The following is a 19,642-nucleotide window of genomic DNA, read 5'->3' on the forward strand; positions in this document are numbered from 1 at the left end:
CCGCGTTGACAGGGCGGGCAATCCATCCCACACATCAGGCCTCACCAGGGGTGTCCCGCAAAGGGGCTGAGATACTGCTACGCCAACCGGCAGCGCAGGGACCCTATGAACCTGATCCAGTTCACACTGGCGTAGGGACGGTGCGGGTGCCTTTTGGCGCGACAGGTCCGGCGCGATTCCGGCGACAGTTGCGTCCCGATACGCCCATTCCCCCTTCCAGTTCGTGCTGGGTCTCCAACGCCTTCGGGCAAGGAGCCTGACATGACGACCCAAACCCAACTGACCGTAACGACCGGACCGCTGCCCGCCTCCACCAAGGTGTTCAAGGCCGGCGTGCTGCACCCCGACATCCGCGTGCCCTTGCGCGAGATTTCCGTCCACCCCACCGCCAACGAGCCGCCAGTGACGGTTTATGACGCGTCCGGCCCCTATACCGATCCTGCTGAGCGCATCAGCATCGAACGCGGTCTGAAACGTCTGCGCGAAAGCTGGATCGAGGCGCGGGGCGACACCGAACTCTACGAGGGCCGAACCATCCAGCCCGCCGACAACGGCTTTGTCTCGCCCGAGAAGATGACGCCGGAGTTTCCGCTGAAGAACGCGCCGCGCCGAGCCAAAACGGGCAAGGCGGTGACGCAACTGGCCTATGCGCGCGCAGGCATCATCACGCCCGAGATGGAGTTCGTCGCCATCCGCGAAAACCTCGGCCGCCAGCAGATGCGCGAGCAGATGCAGCGCGACGGCGAGAGCTTCGGTGCCGCCATCCCCGACTTCGTGACGCCGGAGTTCGTGCGCGACGAGATCGCCCGTGGCCGCGCCATTATCCCCGCCAACATCAACCACCCCGAACTGGAGCCGATGGCGATTGGCCGAAACTTCCTCGTGAAGATCAATGCCAATATCGGCAACTCGGCTGTGACCTCATCTATGGCCGAGGAAGTGGACAAGATGGTCTGGTCCATCCGCTGGGGCGCGGACACGGTGATGGACCTGTCGACGGGCCGTAACATCCACAACATCCGCGAATGGATCATCCGCAACGCCCCTGTGCCCATCGGCACGGTGCCACTGTATCAGGCTCTGGAGAAGGTGAACGGCATTGCCGAGGATCTGACGTGGGAGGTGTTCCGCGACACCCTGATCGAACAGGCCGAGCAGGGCGTGGACTATTTCACCATCCATGCGGGCGTGCGTCTAAAGCACATCCACCTGACTGCCAATCGCGTGACCGGCATCGTTTCGCGCGGCGGCTCGATCATGGCCAAGTGGTGCCTGCACCATCACCGCGAGAGCTTCCTCTACGAGCATTTCGAGGAAATCTGCGAGATCATGCGCGCCTATGACGTGTCCTTCTCGCTTGGCGATGGCCTTCGCCCCGGCTCGATTGCCGATGCCAATGACGCCGCCCAGTTTGCCGAGCTCGAGACGCTGGGCGAGTTGACGCAAATCGCGTGGAAGCACGACTGTCAGGTCATGATCGAGGGGCCGGGCCATGTGCCAATGCACAAGATCAAGGAGAACATGGACAAGCAACTTCAGGTCTGCGGAGAAGCTCCCTTCTATACGCTTGGCCCACTGACGACCGACATTGCGCCGGGCTATGACCACATCACATCAGGGATAGGTGCGGCCATGATCGGCTGGTTCGGCACGGCGATGCTTTGCTACGTCACCCCTAAGGAGCACCTTGGTTTGCCAGACCGCGACGATGTGAAGGTCGGGGTCATCACCTATAAGATCGCCGCCCACGCGGCCGATCTCGCCAAGGGCCATCCGGCGGCCAAGCTGCGCGACGATGCCCTGTCCCGCGCGCGCTTCGAGTTCCGCTGGGAGGACCAGTTCAATCTGTCGCTGGACCCCGACACGGCGCGGTCCTTCCACGACCAGACCCTGCCGAAAGAGGCGCACAAGGTGGCGCATTTCTGCTCCATGTGCGGGCCGAAATTCTGTTCCATGAAGATCAGCCACGACATCCGCGATGCCGCCAAGGCCGAAGAAGGCATGGCCGAAATGTCCGCCAAATACCGCGATGGCGGCGACCTGTATGTCAGTGTGCGCGAGCCCGCCTAAGGAGCTAGCCTAACCGCTGGCTTGGTTACGGCGGCCCGCTCGCGTATAGGGTCGCCGTAACTTCCCCAGCGTACATCCAAGTTTATGATCTATCCCGCGCACAGATTGTCCGTCGCCCCGATGATGGACTGGACCGACCGGCATTGCCGGGCGTTTCACCGTGCGCTGTCGAAACGGACGCTGCTCTATACCGAGATGGTCACCGCGCCCGCCGTCATCCACGGCGACCGCGACTATCTGCTGGGGTTCTCGGATGTTGAACATCCGATCTCGCTGCAACTGGGCGGGTCTGATCCCAAACAGTTGGCCGAGGCCGCCAAGATTGGCGAGGACTACGGCTATGACGAGATCAACCTGAATGTCGGCTGCCCGTCGGACCGCGTACAGTCGGGCCGGTTCGGTGCCTGCCTGATGAAGGAGCCGGAACTGGTGGCCGAGTGCATGACCGCCATCAAGGCTGCCGTCTCGGTGCCGGCCACGGTCAAATGCCGCATTGGCGTCGATGAGCAAGACCCGAACGAGAGCCTGTTCGCCACGGTCGATGAATGCGCCAAGGTCGGCATTACCGACTTTACCGTCCACGCCCGCAAGGCGTGGCTGAAGGGCCTGTCGCCCAAAGAAAACCGCGACATTCCTCCGCTCGATTATGATCTGGTGAAGCGCCTCAAGAAGGAGCGCCCGCACCTGACCATCGGCATCAATGGTGGCATCGCCACACTGGAACAGGCGCTGCAACTGCTGCAACCCTATGACGGTGTGCAACTGGACGGCGTGATGATCGGCCGTGCCGCCTATCACGAGCCATCGCTGCTGGGTCAGGCCGACCGCCTGATCTATGGCGAGGACGTTGCCGATACCGACATTTTCGACGCTTTCGAAGCTTATAAATCCTACATGGCCGAGCAACTGGCCAAGGGTGCCAGCCTCGTGTCGATGACCCGCCACATGCTGGGCTCCATGCATGGTCGCCCGGGCGCGCGGGCCTTCCGCCGTATCCTGACGGTTGAAGGTGTTAAGTCGGGCGCAGGCCTCGACGTGCTGGATCGCGCCATCGACGCCGTCCGCGAAGCCGAAGCCCGCCGCGCTCAGGACGACGAAGCCGCGTGACCGACGTCTCCGCGATGGAACTGGTGATGATGCTGGCTGCCCTTGTCGGGGCAGGAGCCATTGCCGGTGTCATCGGGGGGCTGTTCGGCGTGGGTGGCGGCACGGTTCTGGTGCCTGCGCTCTTCTATGCCTTCAGCGTTCTGGGCGTCGGCGGAGAGCACAATCTGCACGTCGCCATCGGCACCAGCCTTTTGACCATTGTCGCCACGTCCGTGAGATCATTGGCCACGCACCGCAAACACGGTGCAGTCGACGAGGTAGTGCTCAAGACCTGGACCCCTTGGGTGGCGTTTGGCGGTCTGGTAGGTGCCTTCATCGCCGGTGGTTCGCCGATGTCGGCACTGGCGATTGTTTATGGCGTATGTCTGATCGCCATTGCGGTGCAGATGGGGCTGCTTCCAGAACACATCACCGTGCGCAAGGACCTGCCCACAGGTTGGGGACGCCGAGTTGTTGCCAGTGTCATCGGCACGCTTAGCGCCATGATGGGGATTGGCGGGGGCAGCTTCGGTGGCCTGACCATGACCCTGTGCGGCAGGCCGATCCATCAAGCGGTGGCGACCTCGTCGGGATTTGGTCTGGCTATCGGTGCGGCAGCATCCTTCGGCTATCTGGTGTTCGGCTGGGGGGGCAGCGGAGTTCCGCCGCTGACGCTGGGATACGTCAATATTCCGGCGGCAATCATCATGGGTTTGCTGACCGGATGGACAGCGCCCTACGGTGCGCGACTGGCGCACAGGCTGGATCGTAAGAAACTTCGACGCGCCTTTGCGCTTTATCTGGCAGGCACGGCTTTTTTAGTTGTATTCAAAGCATTAGCCTAAAGTCGTAAGTAGATTACCCAGCCCTATTGCTAAGCTTTAGAACAGACGGATAGCGGTATCGGGAGCGCAGTCAGATTTGCGTTTCCGAGTCACTCCCCCGTGCTACAAAACCTCTCAGTACCCAAGAAATTGGTTCTCTCGTTCGCCGCCGTCATAGCGGCCTGCGGGCTTGCGACCTCGCTTGTGTTCTTCGCTCTCCTTGCCATCCAGAATGCTGACCAGCGTCAGTCCGAGGCTCGCGAGATTTCGGACCGCATCCAGCAGGTGCAGGTCGCGCTGCTGAACCAGCAGTTGAACCTCCGCGGCTATGTGGCGGTCCCGAACGAAGACTTCAAAGAAGGGTTTGAAGAGCACACCACCGCCTTTACGGCGGCGCTGGCCGATTTTGCGGTCGCCGACGTCAACGGCCAGTTTGTCGAAGAGCAGAAGGCGCTGGCCGAAGCTGGCAAGGCCTTCACCGACGAAGCCCGCCAGATGATGGCTCAAGCGAGCGACCCTGAACAGCACGCGGCGAGCGTGGCCAGCCTTGCGGCCAAGGGCCGTATCACGGCCGTGCGCGCACCGGGCGCTGCGGTCCTGCGCGGCGTCGAGGCGATCGACACTAAGGCGGAAAAGGCTCGCGATGCAGCCTTCCGTCAGGCGTTTGTGACCTTCGTTGCCGGGGGTACTCTGGCGCTGGCGATTGCCGTGGCTTCGGCTCTTTGGCTGATTTCGGCCCTGTCCAAGCCGGTCGTCTCCATGACCCGCGCTATGGATCGTCTGTCGCATGGGGATCTGGAAGTCGCCATTCCAGCAGTGGGTCGCAAGGACGAGATTGGCCAGATGGCCGATGCAGTTTTGACCTTCAAGGAACAGGCACAGGAAAACCGTCGTCTGGCTGCGGAAACCGAGCAGGCCCGGGCCGCCCGCGAAGAAGAACGCACCAAGGTCGAGACCGAGCGCGCCAAGGCGGCCGAAGAGGCCCGCGTGGCCGTCGAAGCCATGGCCGAAGGTCTGGCGGCGCTGGCGCGGGGCGATCTGACCCACCGCATTACCGCCAACATCACCGGTAATGCCGCTGTCCTGAAGGCCGACTTCAACGCTTCGGCCGAGAAACTGGAAACCGCCGTCTCCATCATCATCGACCGCGCGTCGGCCATCGGTGCTGCTGCGCATCAAATCAGCGAAGCCGCTGACGACCTGTCGCGCCGTACCGAACAGCAGGCCGCCTCGCTGGAGGAAACGGCTGCCGCTGTCGAACAGATCACTTCAACCGTCGCCCGCTCTGCCGAAGGCGCTCTGGAAGCCGGTTCGATGGTGCGCTCATCGCAGCAATACGCCACCGAGGGTCAGACCGTCGTGAACCGCGCCGTCTCGGCGATGGGCCAGATCGAGGAATCGTCCAACCGGATCGGCGCGATCATCGGCGTGATCGATGAAATCGCCTTCCAGACCAACCTGCTGGCACTGAACGCCGGTGTCGAAGCGGCGCGTGCCGGTGATGCCGGGCGTGGCTTCGCGGTCGTCGCATCGGAAGTCCGCGCTCTGGCCCAGCGTTCTGCGGAAGCTGCGAAAGAAATTAAAACGCTCATCCAGGCGTCGGGCCAACAAGTCGGGCAAGGCGTGGATCTGGTCAACGAGACCGGCAAGGCGCTGGAACGTATCGCTGTCCAGATTACCAATCTAACCACCATCGCCGTCGAGATCGAGTCGTCCTCGAAGGAGCAGGCGACCGGACTGGCAGAGGTTAACGTGGCCGTCAGCCAGATGGATCAGGTCACCCAGCAAAACGCCGCTATGGTTGAAGAAGCAACTGCCGCAAGCCGTTCGTTGGCTCAAGACGCATCCGATCTGGATCGACTGATGGGTCAGTTCCAGATTTCCCGCCATCAACGCGCTGCTGCAGCGGCCTAACGGCAGCAAACTGGCTGGTTGGCGGAAATGAAATAGTGCGGTTATCGAGATAGTTTTGTTATTTTGATAACCGCACTATTCAAACGCCTATGTAAATACACGTATATTACTGCTAAGCTTTGAAATAGACATCCGTTCTAGGAACGCCGATCGTAACTTTGTTGTACAAGTAACCGATCGATGTTCATTCAAAATTTGTCAGTGCCAAAGAAATTGGTGCTCTCTTTTGCGGCGGTTATTGCCGCTTGTGGCGCAGCCACGCTCGTCGTGCTTTGGGCCGTGCTGGCGATCCAACACGCCCAAGACCAAGTGCGTCGCGCCAAGGACATCACGGCCGCGATCACCGAGGTGCAAGTTGCGCTCCTTAACGAGCAGCTGACCCAGCGTACCTACATCGCGACCCAAAAACCCGAATTCAGCAAAGCCTTCGACGAGTACGTTCAGGCCTATAATACCGGCGTTGCCAATCTGGCCGCTGCCGACGTTGACGGCATGTTCAGGGAACAACAGGCTGTACTGTCCAAGGATGGTGAAGCCTTCATCGCCGATGCGCGCAACCGCATGGCCCTGTCTGCTGATCCTGAGCAGCGTGCGGTCATTCTCGACGAACTGACCGTCGATGGCACCGGCGACATCGTCGAGGTAAAGCGCAACGGTCGTGCGGTTCTGAACGCCCTGATCGAGATCGACGCGGAGAATGCCGAGCGCACCAAGGTCGCCTATGTGCAGGCCTATACAGCCTTCGTGGTCGGCGGTGCGATCGCCTTCGCCATCGCCATACTTTCGGCTTTCTGGCTGACCGGCACACTGTCCAAGCCGGTTGTGGCCATGACCCGCGCTATGGACCGTCTGGCTCACGGCGACCTTGAAGTCGCCATTCCGGCGACGGGCCGCAAGGACGAGATCGGCCAGATGGCCTCGGCTGTCCTAACCTTCAAGGAGCAGGCCATCGAGAACCGCAAACTGGCGGCGGAAACCGAACAGGCCCGTGCGGCGCGTGACGAAGAACGCGCCCGTGTCGAGTCGGAACGCGCCAAGGCCGCTGAAGAATCCCGTGTGGCAGTCGAGGCTCTGGCCGATGGTCTGGCAGCGTTGGCCAAGGGCGACCTGTCCCACCGTATCCACACCAACATCACCGGCAACGCCGCTCCGCTGAAGGCTGACTTCAACGCGGCCGCTGAAAAGCTGGAAACCGCCGTCGCCATCATCATCGACCGTTCGTCGGCCATCGGTGCCGCCGCGCACCAGATCAGCGAAGCGGCCGAAGACCTCTCGCGCCGTACCGAGCAGCAGGCTGCTTCGTTGGAAGAAACCGCCGCTGCCGTCGAACAGATCACATCGACCGTCGCCCGATCGGCGGAGGGTGCTGCCGAGGCCGGTAATATGGTGCGCGCCTCGCAAACCTATGCCAACGACGGTCAGGTGGTCGTCAACCGCGCTGTCGCCGCTATGGACCAGATCGAGCAGTCGTCGAACCAGATCGGCGCCATCATCGGCGTGATCGACGAGATCGCCTTCCAAACCAACCTTCTGGCCCTGAACGCCGGTGTCGAAGCTGCGCGCGCAGGCGATGCGGGTCGCGGTTTTGCCGTCGTGGCATCGGAAGTGCGGGCTCTGGCGCAGCGCTCGGCCGAGGCTGCCAAGGAGATCAAGAGCTTGATCCAGGCGTCTACCCAGCAGGTTGGGCAGGGCGTCAATCTGGTCAATGAGACCGGTTTGGCCCTGCAGAAGATTGCTGACCAGATCGGCAATCTCACCCGCATCGCGGTCGAGATCGAAAGTTCCTCGCGCGAACAATCGACCGGTCTGGCCGAGGTCAATGTGGCGGTGTCGCAAATGGATCAGGTCACCCAGCAGAACGCAGCCATGGTCGAGGAATCGACGGCAGCCAGCCGTTCGCTGGCGCAGGACGCTGCCGAGTTGGATCGTCTGATGCAGCAGTTCGAGATCAACCGCGCCCGTCTGCAACAACTGGCCGCCTGATCCTTTATTGATACCGGCAAATAAGAAAGCCCCCTCGGTGATGATCCGAGGGGGCTTTTGCGTGGTCGGGTCAGGTAAGGGGATCAGGCCGCCTGACTTACCACCACGGAATCGAGCGCCGCGACCAGATCGGCGATGATGTCGTCTTCATGCTCCAGACCCACCGAGATACGCACCAGTCCTTCGGTGATGCCAGCGGTGACACGGGCTTCAGGCGTCATGGCGGCGTGGGTCATGGTGGCGGGGTGGGCGATCAGGCTTTCGACGCCGCCCAGCGACTCGGCCAACGTGAAGATATCCAGCGCGTCGATCACGGAGCAAACCGACGCCTGACCGCCCAGCAGTTCAAAGCTGAGCATTGCGCCAAAGCCGCGCTGCTGGCGGGCGGCCAGTTCGTGGCCGCTATGCGATTTCAGGCCCGGATAGTGGACGGCGGCCACGGCGGGGTGGGCTTCGAGCACCTTCGCCAGCTTGGTCGCGGTCGCCTGTTGGCGTTCGATGCGGGTGAACAGGGTGCGCAGGCCGCGCAGGGTCTGGTAGGCATCGAATGGCGAGCCGGTAATGCCCAGACAGTTGGCCCACCATGCCAGTTCCTGATGCACTTCCGGATCGGCACTGATGACGGCACCGCCGACAACATCGGAGTGGCCGTTGATGTATTTGGTGGTTGAGTGGACGACGATGTCCGCGCCCAGCGAAAGCGGGTTCTGCAGCGCCGGAGACAGGAAGGTGTTGTCCGCCACAACCTTGGCACCCGCAGCATGGGCGCGGCGCGCGACATCGGCGATGTCGGTCACACGCAGCAGCGGGTTGGAGGGCGTCTCCACCAGCACCAGCTTGGCACCATCGGCCAATGCCGCATCCAAAGCTGCGCCATCGTTCTGGTTCACGAACGCGACACGGAAGTGGCCTTTGCGGGCGCGGGCGGACAGCAGGCGGTGCGTGCCGCCGTAACAGTCGTGTGGAGCGATCAGCAGATCATCGGGCGACAACAGGCTGAGCGGCAGGTCGACAGCAGCCATGCCGGTTGCGGTGATGACAGCGCCCGCGCCGCCTTCCAGTTCGGCGAGCGTCTCGGCCAAAACGTCTCGGGTCGGGTTGCCCGAGCGCGAATAGTCGTACTGGCGCTTCTGGTCGAAGCCTGCGAACGAATAGTTGGACGACAGATAGAGCGGCGGCATGACCGAGCCGTGGGCCGTATCGGTATCGACGCCCGTGCGGGCAGCGATGGTGCGGGGATCGGCGGTACGGGCGCTGGTCATTGGTCTACGTCCTTCAGTACTGAGGTCAGGATTTCGCCCACGAACTTGTCTTCCTTCAGGAAGGCGTCGTGGCCGTAAATGGAGTCCGCTTTCACAAAGCGGAACAGGTTGGGAAGGCGGTTGGCCAGCTCTTCCATGTCCTCGATCGGGCACAGGCGGTCGCTGTTGAAACCGATCAGGGTGACGGGGGCGGTGATGGCTTCCGGCTCGACGCGGTGACGGTCGATGGAGTCCGATAGCGTCAGCCAGCGCGACGGCGTGGTACGGTCGCGGTACGCCCTGCCGCGCGACTTCAGATAGTCGCAGACGGGATACGCCTGACCCGCATGGCTGGGGGCTTCGCTGTCGAACCGCTGACCGAATTCGTCAGGGGTGCGATAGGTGGTCATGGCCAGTTCGCGAGCTAGACCGATGGCTTGATCGACGCGGCCCGTCTCCACGCCCAGCTCAAGGATCCGGCGCTGGATGCCGCGCCATGCGGTGGCCAGCGGGTGAGGGCGGTGGGCAGCAGAGACGACCACAAGTTGGTTGGCCCAGTCGGGGAAAAGCTCACCAAAGGCCAGCGCGATCATGCCGCCGTAGGAACAGCCGATGAAGGCGGCGACCTTTTCGACACCCAGATGGTCCAGCAACAGCGCCAGCAGGCGGGCCTGATCCTGGGTGGTGATGGTCAGCGGCTGCTTGGGCTCGGTGACATTAGTGCCGAATTCAGGAGCAAAATCAAAAGCAAGAACGCGATAGCGGGTCAGGTCGATCGGGGCGCGAACGCCGACGGCACCCGACCACCAGCCAAGGCCCTTGGTCTCGGTGCGGTGCACATAGCGGTCTGCCGATATGCCGCCTGCGACGACGACCAGCGGGGCGTTGGCCTTGCCGTGCAGGCGACCGACAACCTGCTTCTGGGTCAGCGTGCCGCCGAAATCGAGTTCGAAGTCCTCGGGGATCGGAACGAACACGTCATGGGCCCCGTCACGGCTGAGCAGCTCGGAGGGACGACGCACTGGTTTTTGCCGACAGGAAGGGTCGGTTTTGGTCGTCTCATTCGGGATCAGGGCCAAGGTCATTGCCGGGGTCTTTTGCTCTGCGTCTCAGTCTCGGCTCACCCCGAAACACTTGCAGTGACAGACCCGTGGCGCGCCGCCTTTTCGACGCTCCACCCATCTCTCGCGGCCCTTGGAAAGGACCCCGCAGGAGTTGGCACCGTTTCGGGCGGAACCCGATGGTTGCCCCGACGTCAAAGGGCCTAATCCCTCGGTCGGTCTTGATGAGTGATGTCAAACTGCTGACTGAGCGACCGCCGGTCAAGTGAAAAATTTCACCCCATTCGCAATCTTAGCGGCCAACTGGCGCTCAAACTTATCTCCGGCAGGCGGATTTTGAAAAAATTTGCTGAAAGGGGGTTGACGCAATGCAGCATCGTCGCTCAACCTAGGATGAAGTTAAACGCAACCTTGGACGCCTGACGTGGTGAACCTCATCGACATGATTGGCCTGACCCTGATCGCTTCGGCGACGGGCATTGCCATGTCCGTCATGACCGGCACCACCACTATCGGTACCACCACCATGCCCATCCGGGCGGGAACAGGTTGACGCGCGCCAAGCAGGCGAAAAGCAAGAAACCCGAACCCCGCCCGGAGCACCCGAGGCGGGTTTTTTATTGCCCCGAGCCCACCCCCTTCCTTCCCGAACCGAATACCGACCCCAGGAAAACGCCCATGTCCGCCAACCTCGCCCTCGTCGCCGAAAACCAGAAACCGCAGCTCGCGCTTGATGCCGATGTGGTGGTGCTGAAATTTGGCTCATCGGTCCTCAAAAGCCCGGCCGACGCCCCCGCCGTCGCCAGCGAAATCTATGGCCATGTCCGTCGCGGCCGTAAGGTCGTCGCGGTGGTGTCGGCACTGGCAGGCGAGACGGACAAGCTGCTGGGCGAGGCCCGCGCTCTGGGTCTGGATCACGACAACGAACTCCTGCCGGCCTATGTGGTTCTGGGCGAGGAGCGTGCAGCAGCTTTGGTGGCTATCGCCTGCGACCGTGTGGGTCTGGACGCAGTGGGCCTGTCGGTACAGCAACTGGGCATTTCGGCAGAAGGTCCTTCGCAGCACGCCCGTCCGGTGGCCTTGAAGAACAACAGCCTGCGCGAGGCATTGGCTCAGCACGAAGTGGTGGTGGTTCCGGGCTTTGGCGCGGTGCGTGAATGTGGCCGTGTGGCCTTGCTGGGGCGTGGCGGTTCGGACCTGACGGCGGTGGTTCTGGCGGCAGAACTGGGTCTGGACAAGGTGCGTTTGGTCAAGGACGTGGACGGCCTGTACGACCGCGATCCGGCCTGTTCGTCGGGCACGCCACAGCGTTACCGCCGTGCCTCGTGGGAGACGGCCCGCCAACTGGGTGGCGCGCTGGTCCAGCACGACGCCATCGACCTTGGCGAAAAGCGCAATGTGGAAATCGAAGTCGCTGCGCTTGGCCGGGCCGAGGGTACGGTGGTGGGTCACCGCAACGCCCCTCCGGGTCCGGTGTCGGTTGAAAAGCCGCTGAAAGTGGTGGTCGCGGGTTGCGGCGTGGTCGGCGGTGGTCTGCTGAACCGCCTGCTATGGGACAACGGCTTCGAGGTGGTCGGCGTCCTGGTGCGCGATCCGTTCAAGCGCCGCGATGTGGACTGTCCGCAGGAACTCTTCAGCAATGACGTCGATGCCCTGTTGGCCAAGAAGCCCGATCTGGTGGTCGAGGCCCTATCCGAAGGTCAGGCCGGACACGACCTGATCCGCCGTGCTCTGGAACAGGGCTGCGACGTGGTCAGCGCCAATAAACAGGCTGTTGCGCTTGATCCGGAAGGCCTGGAAAAACTGGCCGATACCAATGGGGCCCGCGTGGCTTGGTCGGCCTCGGTCGGCGGTGGCTCGCCCATGATCGAGACGCTGCGTGCCGCCCGTGCGGCGGGTGAGGTCGCCGGTTTCGAGGCCGTTCTGAACGGCACGGTCAACTTTATGCTGGAGCGTCTGGGCGCGGGTGCTGCCTTTGCCGACGCTCTGGCCGATGCCCGGGCCGCAGGCTTTGCCGAGGAAGATCCGTCGTCGGACCTCGAGGGCCGGGACGCCGCCGCCAAGGTCAAACTGCTGTCCTACGAAGCCTTTGGCCGCGTGCCGGAAAACGTGCCCAGTGATGTGCTGTCGGCGGCAACCCCGGTCGGTCATGCACCGGTGCGCCAGATCGGTGCCTGCTTCGCCAAGGATGGCCAACTGGATGCCAGCGTACGCCTTAACGACAACCTCGAAGATGCCCTGTTCCAGTCCTTGAACGGCGAGCGTAATGCGCTCAAGGTTCACGGCGCGGACGGTCGTGTTTGGCTGTGCAAAGGACGCGGGGCTGGTCGCTGGGCGACGACGGAAAGCGTTCTGGCCGATGTGGCCGATATCGTCCGCGCACGACGCGCAGCGGCAGAGTTGGTCTAAACCCTATGGCAGTTTTCACGCCTGTTCTGGAAGCCGAGGCCCAGGCCTTTCTCAAGGCTTGGCCTATATCGGAAGTGATTGAATTCACGCCGATTGCCGAGGGTGTCCAGAACACGAACTATCGCGTCCGGACCCGCGACAGCGCCTATGTCCTGACCCTGTTCGAAGGGCGTGAGGAGCAGGCGGGCCTGCCTTACTGCCTCGGGCTGATGCAGCATCTGGGGGCGGCGGGTTTTGCCACGCCGTCGCCGGTCGCCGATCTGGACGGGCGTTTGCAGGGCGAGCTGAAAGGCCGACCCGCCGCTCTGGTGGAATGGGCCTTGGGCGCATGGAGACGCCGTCCCGAAGTGGCCGACATCCATCTGGCGGGTGCGACGCTGGCGGACCTTCATCTGAAGGCCCGCGGCTTTGGTCAGACGCGCGATAATCCTGTCGGTCCGCGTCGCTGGCGCGAACTGGCCGACCGCAGCGCCGAACGGGCTTCGGGCGCGGATGCCGCCATGCTCGACCAGATTGAGCGGCTGATGCCCGAGTTGGAAAATCTGTTCGATCCTTCCCTGCTGCCGCAAGGGGCGATCCACGCCGACTACTTCCCCGACAATGTCTTGTTTGATGGCGACGATATCGGTGGGGTGATCGACTTCTACTTCGGCTGCACCGGCGCTCTGGCCTATGATCTGGCGATTGCGCTCAGCGCATGGGGCTTTGACGCCGAGGGCACTCCGGACGAGGCCGCACTGGCGGCCTTCCGGGCGGGCTATGAATCGGTTCGCCCGCTGTCGGCACTAGAGGCGGAACTATTGCCACTCTTGGGTCAGGCCTCGGTGGTGCGCTTTACGCTTACGCGTCTGCACGATCGCCTGTTCCACGATCCGGTGCACTTTGTGACGCCAAAGGATCCGGCTCCGTTCTGGAACCGGATGCAGTGGTGGAAGTCCCCCGTCAAAGCCTGACGGGGGAGCGCCTCACAGGCGGGCCAGCATCCAGATGGCCATGCCGATCATCATGATGTTTTCCATCAGCGACAGGGCACCCAGCGGCACGCGGCTGTCCGAACCCACGCAGGCGCATTTCAGTTCGCGCTTGTCCAGATAGACGGCCTTGAACACCGACCATGCGCCGATGGTGGCGATGAATAGGGCGACGGGGGCGGAAATCCACGTCAGCACATGGGCCGTCATCAGAACGCCTGCCCCCAGTTCCGCAAACGGGTAGATCCACGCATAGGGCACCCAGCCGCGGGCCAGCAGGTCATAGTTCAAAAAGCCGGTGGCAAAGCCGTCGAGGTTCTGCAGTTTCAACATCGCCAGCGCACACATGCTGAGGCTGATGAACCACTCGGCGGCGTGCACGGTAAAGGGCGTCTGATAGGCCGCATAGCTGACTGCCATCGCCATCAGCGCGGTGACCAAAAACACCATCAGCACCGGCGTATAGGTCGTCGATTTCGGATCGGCGACTTTCACGCTGAGATGGCGGCGCGTATCATCAAAGCCGCCGATGCGGGTGCCGTCGATGAACACCTGCGGCGTGGATTTAACATCATGCTGCGCCTTGAACGCGTCGGTTTCCTCGCGCGTGAGCAGCAGGTGGTCCTCGACCGTGTAACCCTTGGACTTCAAAAGGGATTTGGCACGGAGTCCCCACGGACACATGCTCTTGCCGATGGCCATCCGATACAGGACGGCGGTCTTTTGGGGTGCAGCCATGCGCGGCGCTCCTGTCTTGAACGTGTTTAACGGCGACCTATGTACGCCCCGTACCATGGTACGGAGTCAACCATGCCCGATATGACGATTGGCCAACTGGCAAACGCTGCCGATGTCGGCGTGGAAACCGTGCGGTTTTACCAGCGGCGCGGACTGATGCCGACGCCCCCGCGCGGCGAGGGCTATCGGCTTTATGGCGATGAGGACCTGAAGCGGCTGAACTTCATCCGCTCGGCCCAGCGGGCAGGATTTACCCTCGCCCAGATCGCTGAACTGACGGCGCTCGATCCCGAACGTGATCGCAGCGAAGTCCTGCATTTGGCCCGCGAACGACTGGCGGAAATCGACCAACGTCTTCGCGAACTCAAGGCCGTTAAGGCCGCGCTGGGTGAACTGGCCAACCGCTGCGAAAGCGGGGCGGGCCAGTGCTGTCCGATCCTGGAAGCCTTCGAAACCGCCCCCGCCTGAGGCTGGACCATCGCCTTGCCCGTCCCTAGAACAGGGGCAGGTGGGTGAAGTATGCTGTTCAAAGAAAAGATGTTTCTGGCCAATTGCGATCCGGTTCGCCGGTTGTCGCTTCTGGAGCTGGAAAAGCGGTTCTTGATGTCGATTGCCCTGTCCAAGGGGGCGATCCTAACGCCGAACCTGCTTCTGGATAATGCGGGCATGGGACGGCTGCTAGACAATCCGCTGATCCAGCGGTGGTCGGGCAGCAAGGAAGGGCGCGGCGGTCTGGTCGTGCGTGTGCCGGGCAATGCGGCACCGGAATCTATCGAGGACTATTTCGACAACCTGCCGCCGCACCACTATCTGACGCGCTTCCAGTGCCGCAAGCAGGACCTGGCAGGGCTGGATCTGGCGCATTTCAAGGCTGAACTGCATACGCTGGATCGCAATCTACGACGCATCAGACCGACCTATTCGCCGGTCAGCCTGAACAGCGCGGCCTTGTCGGATGCCGTTGCGGCCTCGCCCTCGCTGGAACAGTGGCGGACCCAGCGGGTGGAGCTGGAAGAGCCACTTCAAAGCCTGATGGACCGGGCACCGGAACTGGGCTCGCGCTCGCTCTGGTATCAGGCCAGCGAGGATCTATTGGGTGCCGACGCGGGCCAGTTCAAGCTGGAGGTGATCGACGCCTGCTATAACGGCCTGTTCGTGGCGTCGGGCGAGGCTTTTGTGATGGATCGGATCGGGGTTCTGGACCGGTTGCCGCCCGCCTTGCTGAACCTCGGCGTCGGGGCGGTGGCGTTCAGCGAGCAGAAGAAGCTGTTCGACTATGCCCTCAAGGGTTTTGACCTGATTACCGCCTTCGGCGCAGGTCAGTTGGTGGAGTTCCTGACCGAGGAAGCCGCCAGCTTTGTCGAGAACAAACTTCAGGATACATCGTTTAACTGGGCGACACGCCGGAACTGGTTCGGCCTGTATCCGCGCCTGACCCAGTCCATGGGGATAGAGATACGATGATCGTCTATGAAAACCCGTGGTTCCGCGTCGTAAAGGACGGGCTGTTCCACATCGTTGAGGAAAACACGGGAGGCGAGGGGGCAGCGGTGCTCCCGCTCGTCGGCGACGACATCCTGCTTCTGGAGATGAAGCGCCCTTCGCAGGGGCGTGAACTGACCCTCGAAATCCCGCGCGGTTTTGGCGAGGCGGGCGAGGTTGCCCTCACCTGCGCACAGCGCGAGCTGAAAGAAGAAACCGGTTACGACCTGCCGCTAGAGGCCTTTAGCCCCCTGGGTCATGTGCGGCCCAATACGGGGATTATGTCGTCGCGTATCGCGCTGTTTGTGGCGCGTATTGCGCCTGATACCCCGCATGCCGAGCCGGATCAGGAAGCTGCGGGACGCAGGCTTTTACCCCTCGCGCAACTGAACGCGGCCCTGTCGAGCGGGATGATCGAGGACGGCTTTACCCTGTCGGCCCTAGCGCTGTTTCTGGCCAGAGCCGAGGGGTAGGCGTTAAAAGCTACCAACGGCATCGCGGACCGAGGCATAGTCGCTATCAATAACCGACAGTCGCTCGGGCTTGTCACCAAGGGCGGCAATGACCGGAGCCGGTTCAGGCGCAATGCCCAACACGCTTTCGACATAGCCACCGAATTTAGACGGGTGGGCCGTGGACAGGGCCACAACCGGCGCACCGTTGCGATCCATCTTGCGGGCGGCATGCAGGGCGACCGCCGTGTGCGGGCAGACGACGCGACCCCAAGCCTGATAGACGTGACGGATCTCGGCGGCAGTGGTGGCTTCATCAACCGACACGGCGCGGGTCTCTGCGGTCAGGGCTTTGCGCAGGTCGTCGGGCAAAGTGACGGTGCCGTTGGCGGCAAAGTCCTCGAACAGTTTGCGGGTTTGATCGGCGTCGCGACCCGAGGCCTCGAACACCAGACGCTCGAAGTTCGACGGGGCCTGTACGTCCATGGAGACGCTGGCGCTCTCGACGGCGGGGCGACGGTCATAGACGCCTTCGTTAATGGCACGAGCGAGAGCGTCGTTCTGGTTGACGGCGGCGGTCATGCCCGCAACGGGCAGGCCCATCTTGCGGGCCGCAATACCGGCAAAGGCATCGCCGAAGTTTCCGGTCGGAACCACGAAGTGTGCGGCCTGACCCAGTTGCAGGGTCGCCGACACATAGTACGGAATCTGACCCGCAAGACGGCCCCAGTTGATGGAGTTGACCGACGACAGACGGCCACGTTCGCGCAAAGTCTCATCGGCCAGAAGCTGTTTCACAAGTCGCTGGCAGTCGTCGAAGTCCCCGCGCACGGCGAGGTTCAGGACGTTGTCGGCCTCGACCGTCGTCATCTGCTTGCGCTGGATGGGCGACACGCGGTCCAGCGGATGCAGGACGATCAGCTTGATGCGCTTCTTGCCAGCAAAGGCGCGAACGGCGGCGGCTCCGGTGTCGCCGCTGGTGGCGGTCAGTAGGGTGAGCGTCTCGCCCGAGGCTTCGAGCGCCTCGTCAGAAAGGGCCGCGACCAACTGCATGGCCAGGTCCTTGAACGCGGCGGTCGGGCCGCGGAACAGCTCCAGCACGAACAGGCCGGATTCCAGTTCAACCAGCGGTGTGACCAGTGGGTGGTCAAAGCCTTTGACCAGATGGGCCACGGCACGTTCTACCGCGCCTTCCGGGAGGCTGTCGCCCACGAATGGCGTCAGAACCTCGCGGGCAATGACCGAATAGTCGGCGTCCTTTGTCTGTTTCAGGCTCGAAAGGGTCGGCCACGCGGTCGGCATGTACAGACCGCCATCCGGGGCGATCCCGCGCAGCAGCGCATCGGCAAAGGTTTCGTTTGCGGCGTGGCCGCGCGTCGACAGATATTGGTCAGGCGATTGGGTCATCACCCTGCATGTCTAGACTGATAGAAGGCGCGCGTCATGGATTATGTTGCGCTGCGAAGGCCCGAAATCGCGATTTGACGCAAGAAGTTGCCTCGCAGACATCGGTGGTAGATTTCGCAGCACATTCGGGCCAAGTGTGGGGGATGAACCGTCGGTCCTTTCTGTTGCGTGGAGCGTTTGCGGCCAGTGCCGTTGGCGCGGGCTACTGGCTAAAGGACCAGTTTGTCTGGGGGCGGCCCAAGCTGACGTTTGAGGGGGCCGAGGTCTGGCATCCGCTGCTTCAGACCATCGCCGATGTGCCCGTGATCGATGTGCAGATCGACGGACGGCCCGTGCGGGCGCTGATCGATTCCGGTGCGCAATATTCGGTGCTGGATCAGGCCTTGGGACAGCGGCTATCGCGTACGCCATTCAACATGCCGGTCGTTGCCTATGGTGTCGGGGGGCAGCCTCAGGTCGGGCGGGGCATGACCATCGAAGTCGCCTTGCCGGGCGTGCGCGTCACCAAGCTCAAGACGGCCTTGCTGGACCTTGGTCCGCTGGCGCGGGATGCGGCGCTGGGCGTTGGCTTGATTATCGGTCGCGATCTTATGCGCGAGGCGGTGATCGAACTGGATTGGGAGCGTAAGCGCGTGCGGTTCTCCGATCCTTCGGCTTGGCGTCCTGTACCAGAGCTTTGGGCAGTGCCCGTCGAGTTGTCCGGCGATGCCATGGCCGCCATAGTTTCGGTCGAGGGACGGCCCTTGAAGGCTGTGGTCGATACGGGGGCGTCTTCCTTGCTCTCGATGACCGAACCTTCCGCCCAAGCGCTGGGCTTGAACGACGGACGTGCAGCCGAGGCGGGGACCAGTCTCGTGCTGGGCGGGGTGACGCAGGCGCGCTGGGTGCGGGTGGCCTCTGTGGCGCTTGGCGAAGAGCAGTGGCGCGACGCGCGTGTTGCCGTCTTCCCCGCGTCGAACCTGCCCGGTTATCCGGACGCACTCTTGGGTATGGCGGCGTTCAAAGATAAAAAGCTGGCCCTGAACCTAGGTCAGAACCAGCTTTATCTCAGCCGCCCGCTCGATCTGACGATCGGCTAAGGGCCTACAGGTTGGCGAAGGTGTCGCAGGAGGCCGGATCGCCCGTCTGATAGCCGCGCTGCAGCCACTGCATACGTTCTTGCGAGGAACCGTGGGTGAAGCTCTCTGGCGAAACGCGTCCACCACCGCGACCCTGCAGCGCATCGTCGCCGATGGCGGCAGCGGTCTTCATGCCCTCGGCCAGATCGCTATCGGTGACGGTCACCTCGCCATTGGAGACCAGTCCCGCGTTACGCGCCCACATCCCTGCAAAGCAATCGGCCTGAAGCTCTAGCGCCACCGAATAGCGGTTGCCCTCCGCTTGCGAACGGGCGTTTTGCTGGGCGCGCTGCACCTGTTCGGTTGCCCCGATCAGGCGCTGGACGTGGTGGCCATATTCGTGGGCGATGACATAGGCCTTGGCGAAGTCAGCGCCTGAGCCGCCGAGGCGCTGCAGGTCCTGCCAGAAGCCGAGGTCCAGATAGACCTTCTGGTCCGCAGGGCAATAGAACGGACCCATGGCGGCCTGACCATAACCGCAGCCCGTCTGGGTGCCTTGCTCATAAAGGGTCGTCACAGGCGGGCGATAGCCTTCCAGCTTTTGCGCCCAGACATCGTTGATGTTGGTGCCGATGACGTCGACAAACTGACCGGCATCGTCGGCCGGAGTGCCCATTCGGCCTTCTTGCGAGCCTGCCTGACCCAGACCGCCGAGGTGCCCGGCGACCTGTTGGGTCGTCTGCGGATCAATGCCGAACACGAAGTATAGAACGCCGGCTAGCACCAGCGCCCCGATGCCGCCGCCCGCGACGGCACCGCCGCCCACGCCACGACGATCCTCGATACCGCCACCGCGGCGTCCGCCTTCCCACTTCATTGGCCCGTCCTCTGTTCGACCTTTGCTTTAGCCTAGGGCAGACAAACGCCGCTCGCCAAGCAAAGCTTT

General features: G+C 62.7%; 17 protein-coding genes and 2 riboswitches. Of the genes, 12 read left to right on the forward strand and 5 right to left on the reverse strand.

The window, feature by feature from the left end; all coding sequences use genetic code 11:
• The first annotated feature begins 36 nt into the window (after nt 1-36).
• Nucleotides 37-156: riboswitch (TPP riboswitch) on the forward strand.
• Nucleotides 157-261: 105 nt separating this feature from the next.
• From thiC to OB03_RS12255, 5 genes are all read left to right on the forward strand, one after another.
• On the forward strand, nt 262-2,070 hold the full coding sequence (thiC, locus tag OB03_RS12235) for a phosphomethylpyrimidine synthase ThiC (RefSeq protein WP_461344326.1): 1,809 nt from the start codon (nt 262-264) through the stop codon (nt 2,068-2,070).
• Nucleotides 2,071-2,154: 84 nt separating this feature from the next.
• Nucleotides 2,155-3,177: a tRNA dihydrouridine(20/20a) synthase DusA gene (gene dusA / locus OB03_RS12240; RefSeq protein WP_461344327.1), complete on the forward strand. Its 1,023-nt coding sequence runs from the start codon at nt 2,155-2,157 to the stop codon at nt 3,175-3,177.
• A complete protein-coding gene (locus tag OB03_RS12245; protein ID WP_461344328.1) occupies nt 3,174-4,001 on the forward strand; it encodes a sulfite exporter TauE/SafE family protein in 828 nt (275 codons plus the stop codon). The genes dusA and OB03_RS12245 overlap by 4 nt, the downstream gene beginning before the upstream one ends.
• 183 nt (nt 4,002-4,184) lie before the next feature.
• Nucleotides 4,185-5,894 carry a methyl-accepting chemotaxis protein gene (locus OB03_RS12250; RefSeq protein WP_461344329.1) on the forward strand — a complete coding sequence of 570 codons (1,710 nt, stop codon included), beginning with the start codon at nt 4,185-4,187 and terminating at the stop codon, nt 5,892-5,894.
• A 216-nt stretch (nt 5,895-6,110) separates the two neighbouring features.
• Nucleotides 6,111-7,877, forward strand: coding sequence for a methyl-accepting chemotaxis protein (locus OB03_RS12255; RefSeq protein ID WP_461344330.1), 1,767 nt, complete (start codon nt 6,111-6,113; stop codon nt 7,875-7,877).
• A gap of 83 nt (nt 7,878-7,960) precedes the next feature.
• Here the strand turns inward: OB03_RS12255 and metB are convergent, their stop codons facing one another.
• On the reverse strand, nt 7,961-9,139 hold the full coding sequence (metB, locus tag OB03_RS12260; protein ID WP_461344331.1) for a cystathionine gamma-synthase: 1,179 nt from the start codon (nt 9,137-9,139) through the stop codon (nt 7,961-7,963).
• Nucleotides 9,136-10,140 carry a homoserine O-succinyltransferase MetX gene (gene metX / locus OB03_RS12265; RefSeq protein WP_461344332.1) on the reverse strand — a complete coding sequence of 335 codons (1,005 nt, stop codon included), beginning with the start codon at nt 10,138-10,140 and terminating at the stop codon, nt 9,136-9,138. The genes metB and metX overlap by 4 nt, the downstream gene beginning before the upstream one ends.
• A gap of 153 nt (nt 10,141-10,293) precedes the next feature.
• Nucleotides 10,294-10,410, reverse strand: a riboswitch (SAM riboswitch).
• Between the two features lie 196 nt (nt 10,411-10,606).
• Between metX and OB03_RS12270 the strand changes: the two genes are divergently transcribed.
• From OB03_RS12270 to OB03_RS12280, 3 genes are all read left to right on the forward strand, one after another.
• Complete coding sequence (locus OB03_RS12270) at nt 10,607-10,732, forward strand: hypothetical protein (RefSeq protein ID WP_461344333.1); 126 nt, start codon at nt 10,607-10,609, stop codon at nt 10,730-10,732.
• Between the two features lie 125 nt (nt 10,733-10,857).
• Nucleotides 10,858-12,588, forward strand: a complete 1,731-nt coding sequence (locus tag OB03_RS12275; RefSeq protein WP_461344334.1) for an amino acid kinase family protein — start codon at nt 10,858-10,860, stop codon at nt 12,586-12,588.
• Nucleotides 12,589-12,593: 5 nt separating this feature from the next.
• Nucleotides 12,594-13,541, forward strand: a complete 948-nt coding sequence (locus OB03_RS12280) for a homoserine kinase (RefSeq protein ID WP_461344335.1) — start codon at nt 12,594-12,596, stop codon at nt 13,539-13,541.
• A 12-nt stretch (nt 13,542-13,553) separates the two neighbouring features.
• Here OB03_RS12280 and OB03_RS12285 read toward each other — a convergent pair whose 3' ends face one another.
• On the reverse strand, nt 13,554-14,297 hold the full coding sequence (locus OB03_RS12285) for a MauE/DoxX family redox-associated membrane protein (RefSeq protein ID WP_461344336.1): 744 nt from the start codon (nt 14,295-14,297) through the stop codon (nt 13,554-13,556).
• 72 nt (nt 14,298-14,369) lie between these two features.
• Here OB03_RS12285 and OB03_RS12290 point away from each other — a divergent pair, with 72 nt between their 5' ends.
• Genes OB03_RS12290 through OB03_RS12300 form a run of 3 tightly spaced genes read left to right on the forward strand, consistent with a single transcriptional unit; the run spans nt 14,370 to nt 16,252 of the window.
• On the forward strand, nt 14,370-14,765 hold the full coding sequence (locus OB03_RS12290; RefSeq protein WP_461344337.1) for a MerR family transcriptional regulator: 396 nt from the start codon (nt 14,370-14,372) through the stop codon (nt 14,763-14,765).
• 51 nt (nt 14,766-14,816) lie between these two features.
• A complete protein-coding gene (locus tag OB03_RS12295) occupies nt 14,817-15,761 on the forward strand; it encodes a hypothetical protein (protein WP_461344338.1) in 945 nt (314 codons plus the stop codon).
• Nucleotides 15,758-16,252 (forward strand): NUDIX hydrolase, encoded by a 495-nt coding sequence (locus OB03_RS12300; RefSeq protein WP_461344339.1) that lies wholly within the window; start codon nt 15,758-15,760, stop codon nt 16,250-16,252. Before OB03_RS12295 ends, OB03_RS12300 begins: the two co-directional genes overlap by 4 nt.
• Before the next feature lie 3 nt (nt 16,253-16,255).
• Here OB03_RS12300 and thrC read toward each other — a convergent pair whose 3' ends face one another.
• Entirely contained in the window at nt 16,256-17,638 is a 1,383-nt protein-coding gene (thrC, locus tag OB03_RS12305; protein WP_461344340.1) for a threonine synthase, read from the reverse strand.
• A gap of 143 nt (nt 17,639-17,781) precedes the next feature.
• Here thrC and OB03_RS12310 point away from each other — a divergent pair, with 143 nt between their 5' ends.
• Nucleotides 17,782-18,717 (forward strand): aspartyl protease family protein, encoded by a 936-nt coding sequence (locus OB03_RS12310; RefSeq protein ID WP_461344341.1) that lies wholly within the window; start codon nt 17,782-17,784, stop codon nt 18,715-18,717.
• Between the two features lie 4 nt (nt 18,718-18,721).
• On the opposite strand, the gene ypfJ is transcribed toward OB03_RS12310, so the two are convergent.
• Nucleotides 18,722-19,573 carry a KPN_02809 family neutral zinc metallopeptidase gene (gene ypfJ, locus OB03_RS12315; RefSeq protein ID WP_461344342.1) on the reverse strand — a complete coding sequence of 284 codons (852 nt, stop codon included), beginning with the start codon at nt 19,571-19,573 and terminating at the stop codon, nt 18,722-18,724.
• Nucleotides 19,574-19,642 lie beyond the last annotated feature (69 nt).

Source organism: Brevundimonas sp. GN22 (genome assembly GCF_054824005.1).